The following is a 5137-nucleotide window of genomic DNA, read 5'->3' as shown; positions in this document are numbered from 1 at the left end:
GGCGGACCCGGGCACCCCGCCGTCCGGCGGCCCCGCCGTCCCGCCGCCGCCCGGCGGTCCGGCGGCCCCGGTCACGCCCGCGGCCGGGTACGGCTACCCGAACGCGGGCGCCGCGCCCGGGGTCGTCCCGCCGGCGCAGGTCACCGGTCCGCCGCAGGGCGCGCCGGTGCCGCCGGGGGTGCCCGCGGTCGGTCCGGGCTACTTCGCCGCGCTCAGCTACCGGGGCCCGGACGGCTCGGAGCAGAAGCTGCTGCACCGCAGCGAGCCCGGTACCCCGCACCCGGAGTGGAAGATCCTGCAGGACCTGCGCCGGCTGAACGTGCCGCCGGAGCAGGTGCTGGAGCTGTACACCGAGCTGGAGTCCTGCGACCTGCCCGGCGGCTACTGCAACCGCATGATCGCGGCCTCCTGGCCGAACGTGCGGCTGACCCACACCGCCTCGTACGGCCGTGACCACGCCTCCCGGCAGGCCGGGATGGCCGAGCTGCTGGACCACCTGGACGAGCTGCACCAGCTGGCCTCCGGCGCCCAGCGGGTCCGCCCGTTCCGGGCGCCGCTGCCCGCGCCGGGGACGGTCCAGGCGCTGCCCCCGCTGCCGTCCCAGCAGCTCGCCCAGGAGCTGGGGACGGCCTTCGGGCAGAACCTGTTCCGCTACGAGCAGCGCGCCGTCTCCCGTCAGGGCGTGCCCGAGCCGGTGTCGCAGACCCTGACCTGGGCCGGGCTGCCGCGCGACTTCGGGCCGTTCTTCTGGGCCCAGGCGCAGGAGGGGCGGCCGATCCCGACACTCGCCGAGCTGGCCGCCGAGCGCGGCCTGCCGGTTGCCCAGGACTTCGGCGGGTACCTGGTGCTCGGCAACGACTACGGGCGTCAGCTGTGCGTCCAGTACGGCACCGCGAACGTGGTCGCGGTGGACGTCGACGGAACCGGCCAGCCGCCGCGGTTCGTCAACAGCGGTGTACCGGAGTTCGTCCGCGCGCTGGCCCTGCTGGGCCGGATGTGGCGGCTGCGGTACGGGCTGACGCCGGAGCAGGCCGGTCGCTGGACGACCGACTTCCAGGCGCAGCTCGCCGCGATCGACCCGGCGGCCCTGCAGAACACGGACACGTGGTGGGCCGTGCTGCTGGAGCAGTTCTGGGACGGCCTGCTGTAGCGGGTCGTCGCGGATCCTCGCAGGTGGGGAGGGTCGTTCCGGTGTCCGGAACGACCCTTCCGGCATGCCCCGGCAGCTGTGCCTCGTTGGGGTTTCGTCCGGATCTGCGCAAAATAGGTCAAGAGGATCGGTCTATTCGTCCGGTCCTCGACATATTCCGGTCCGCACGACGACCGAATCCGGCCCCGGTGTTCCAACCGGTTCCGGATTCGTTCGTTCCGTCCGATCATGGGCTCCGCAGCCCGCGAAACGAGGGGAAGAGCCCATGAGCGACGCCGTCCCCCAGTACGGCTTCACCCAGGCCCGGCGCGGCTACGCGCCGGAGCAGGTCGACCGGGCGCTGGTCGCCCTGACCGCACAACGCGACGAGGCCTGGGAGCGCCTGAGCGTCCTGGGCGCCGGGATCCGGCAGATGGAGACCAGACTGGCCGACGTCCGCCGCGCCGCCGACGAGGCCCCGGAGCCGGACTACGAGGTGCTCAGCGAGCAGGCCGCCGGACTGGCCGACATGGCCCGGAACGAGGCCCGCGCCGTCAGGGAGAAGGCCGAGCGCTTCGCCGAGGACCTCCGGGACGAGGTGTACGAGGCCGGGCAGGCGCTCGACAAGGCGGCCAGGGAGTACTCCGCCACCACCCGTGCCGAGGCCGACGCGGCCGCCCGCCGCACCGACGAGCGCAGCCGTGCCGAGGCCGAGGGCATCCGCGCCGACGCCGACCGGGAGGCCCGCACCGTCCGGGACGGCGCCACCGCCTACGCCGCCAAGGTGCGGGTGGCCGCCGCCGAGGCCGGCGAGCACGCCGAGGCCGAGCTGGCCGCCAAGCGCCGCAAGGCCGACGAGACCTTCGCCGAGGCCCAGGCCAAGGCCGACGCCGAGGACGCCGAGGTCTCCGCGACCGCCGAGCGCCGGGTCAAGGAGGCCGAGCAGCACCGCGAGACCGTGCTGAACCGGATCAAGCAGTTGGAGACCGACGCCCAGGCCAAGGCCGACCAGCTGATCGAACGGGCCCGCCGGGAGGCCGAGAAGATCAACGCGGAGAGTGAGCTCGAGCAGCGCGCGTTCGACGCCCGGCTGGAGACCGTGCAGCGGCACCTGGACCACATCAAGGCCACCCTGGCCTCGCTCACCGGCGCGGCGGTCGGGCAGATCGAGCCGGCGGACTTCGCCGAGCTCGCCGCGGCCGAGGCCGCCGCCGATGCGGCGGTGGCCGGTCCGGCGGGCGGTGTGGTGGCCGGTTCGGCGGCTGGTGCGGTCTCCGGCCCGGTGGACGCGGTCGCCGATGCGATGCCGGTCGACTCGGCGGCGGTCGACTCGGAGGCGGACACCGGGGAGATCCCGCTGCCGAACCTGCGCGAGGGCGCCGCTCCGGTCGACGAGCCGGTCGCGAAGGCCCCGGCGCCGGCGAAGTCCACGGCGGTGCTGCGCCAGCCGGTGGTCGGCGGCGCCGGGACCGGCGCCAAGGCCGCCGCCGAGCCGGTGGTGACCGGCCCGGTCGCCCCGGTGGCACCGGCCGTGGTGCCGCCGAAGCCGGCCGCACCGCCCGAGCCGGTGGCCCAGCGGGACGGCGCGGAGGGCACGGACGGTGCCGAGGGCGCCGAGGGTGCCGACGAGACCCGGATCATCCCGAAGATCGTCATCGTGGACGACGGCGCCGGCTACGCGGCCCCAAACACGGTGTCCTACCGCCGCCGTTAGTCGTCAGCCGCCGCTCTCACCCGCGATCAGCTCGGTGAGCTTCGCGTCCTGGGCCCTGACCGCCTCCTGCTGGGCGGTCAGGGCCTCCGCGTTGCGGTCGATCGACTGCCGCTGGTAGCCCGCCAGCACGGCGAACCAGAGGCCCGCCAGGTTAACGCCGGCCGTGCAGTCGGCGTCCGCGCGGGCGGCGGCCAGTTCGGCGGGGGTGGGCTCCGGGGTGGTCTGGTACCGGTGCGACAGCTCCTCCGGGGTGGTGGCCTCGAACCCGGCGGCCGTCATGCAGGCGGTCCACTGCTTGGTGGCGGCCACCACCCGGGCGTCCCCGGCGGTGGCCTTCATCGACTCGTCGAACAGTCGGCCGACCAGCCGACTGCCCGCCGCGGGCGGTGAGCCGATCCGCTCGGCGGCCTGCCGGTCGCAGTCGACCCGGGCGCCGTCGTAGGCCTCGCCGGAGCCCGCCGGGGCGGGGTTCGGCCGGGGCGCCGTCCGCTTCGGCGGGTGGAAGCCCAGGGTGGCCGCGGCCTGGGGGCCGAGGTAGCCCCAGGCGCCGGCCGGCAGCGCGGTCGCATTGTCCGGCGGCTGGGCTGCCTGCAAGCCGTCCCCGGCGAACGCGGAGAAGCCGGCCCGGTGCATGCAGGCGATGATCAGTGCGTTCCGCGCCTGAATCTCCTTCACCGAGGATTGGTCATCGGCCTGATATGCGGAGAGCGGGAGTCCGGTCAGACCTCCCCGGCCGGATTCCGGGGCGGTCGTCGAACTGATCTCCGGCGGGGCCGGCGCGGAATCGGCGGATCCCTTCCCGGAGTTGTCCGAACAGCCCGTCGATAAGGCCGAAAGGACGGCCGTGAGGGCGATGGCGGCGAATCGTCCGAATTGGGCTGGAGGTGCCAAGCTTCTGCTCCGATCCTCAAGCACGGCAAGCGTGTTCGGACCCTAGCTCATTTCGTCCGGGTACGTTCCCCGGCCGCCGGGCGAGGCCCGGCTTGGCCGGAAAACGGCTGTGCGGTGCTGTCCCGTCATGTAAATCTCGGGGACCCGACCGTTATCGATGGAGGGGTTACATGATTCGCCGCACTAATCCCCGTACCGCCCTTCGGGGTAGAAATGGCAAGGCCCGTCGGGTGGGCGTTCTGACGGTTCTGACGGCCGCCGCCGCGACCCTGTTGCCGACGACCGCGGCACAGGCCGTGGATCGGGTCGACTGCGGAAATCGGGATGATTTCGCGAAGGTGTGGAACTACGGCTACAGCGGGCAGCTCTGCTTCGCGAACGACGGCTGGATGTCGCTGCGCGTCTACAACGTCGACCGGATCGACGCGGGCAACAACAAGGTCATCACCTACCTGGGCGGCGGGCTCGGCTCCTGGACGGTCTTCAGCTGGGAGCGCTACGACTTCAACGCCAACCAGGGCCACCAGGTGATGATGTACGACATCAATCTGTCCCGCTGGTAGTCCCGGCCGCGGTGCCTCCGGCCGACCGGACGGGTGCGGACGTCCGGGGCGGCTGAGTGCGGTGGCCGGCCGAAGCGGGTCTGTGAAGAGAGCCCGCCGGAAGTGGGCCGGAGTGAAGTGGGCCCGCCGGAAGTGGGCCGGAGTGAAGTGGGCCCGCCGGAAGTGGGCCGGAGTGAAGTGGGCCCGCCCGCAGGGGGCCGACGCGAAGAGGCCGAGACCCGTGGCGCCCTCCAGGAAGGGCGCCACGGTTCCCGGCGCTTGGGCGGGCGCCCCCACCCAGGGTCGCCCGGCCTCGCACCTCCGACCCCCATCGGTGGTGCGACAGTGCCGCCACAGCCATCCCCCACGGTTGGGTGCGGCGGGCACGTTCACCATGGTGCGCGATCTCCATGGACGGCCAGTGACAGGAGTATGTCCAGTTCGTGGCGGATGGCGGAGCCTGCTCCGGACCGGCGTCCACCTGCTTCGTCCACCGGGCGGTCCGGTGTTCCGTCCAGTGGTTCGCCCCCGGTCGTGTCTCCGACAGCGCGGCGGTCGCGGCCGCCGGTTCGTCCCCACGCGGCCGGCCCCCGCGCGGCGCGGCGCCCCCCGGCTCGTACACCGCGTGCCCGTCCGTGCCGCGGCGTAGGCTGGAGACCCCCGGCCGCTCGGCGCGCCGGGCCGTTCGCGTTGCCCCGGCGGGGTTCTTGCCGCCCGGAGGCAGCATCAGCCACGGGACGAAGAAGAGACCTCAGATGAGCCTGACCGGACTGCTCGATGTCGTCGCGCGGGACGCGGCGCTCGCCGAGGCGATCGAGGCGGCCACCGCCACCGGAGCCGCGGCCGCCGGCCGCCGCCACC

General features: G+C 73.8%; 4 protein-coding genes. 3 read left to right on the top strand and 1 reads right to left on the bottom strand.

The window, feature by feature from the left end; all coding sequences use genetic code 11:
• Together BG452_RS29435 and BG452_RS29430 are read left to right on the top strand one after the other, a co-directional pair.
• Positions 1 to 1150 (top strand): SUKH-4 family immunity protein (locus BG452_RS29435; protein ID WP_223242900.1); only part of this gene is annotated, 1150 nt, incomplete at its 5' end.
• 265 nt (positions 1151 to 1415) lie between these two features.
• On the top strand, positions 1416 to 2843 hold the full coding sequence (locus BG452_RS29430; RefSeq protein ID WP_188307393.1) for a hypothetical protein: 1428 nt from the start codon (positions 1416 to 1418) through the stop codon (positions 2841 to 2843).
• A gap of 3 nt (positions 2844 to 2846) precedes the next feature.
• Here the strand turns inward: BG452_RS29430 and BG452_RS29425 are convergent, their stop codons facing one another.
• A complete protein-coding gene (locus BG452_RS29425) occupies positions 2847 to 3518 on the bottom strand; it encodes a hypothetical protein (protein WP_188307392.1) in 672 nt (223 codons plus the stop codon).
• Between the two features lie 446 nt (positions 3519 to 3964).
• Here BG452_RS29425 and BG452_RS29420 point away from each other — a divergent pair, with 446 nt between their 5' ends.
• Positions 3965 to 4297, top strand: coding sequence for a beta/gamma crystallin domain-containing protein (locus tag BG452_RS29420; protein WP_188307391.1), 333 nt, complete (start codon positions 3965 to 3967; stop codon positions 4295 to 4297).
• Positions 4298 to 5137: the final 840 nt, after the last annotated feature.

It is taken from the genome of Streptomyces sp. CBMA123, from assembly GCF_014596465.1.
Taxonomy (GTDB): domain Bacteria; phylum Actinomycetota; class Actinomycetes; order Streptomycetales; family Streptomycetaceae; genus Kitasatospora.
The sequence above is the reverse complement of the archived record's forward strand: the minus strand, read 5'-3'. Positions and strand labels throughout refer to the sequence as shown.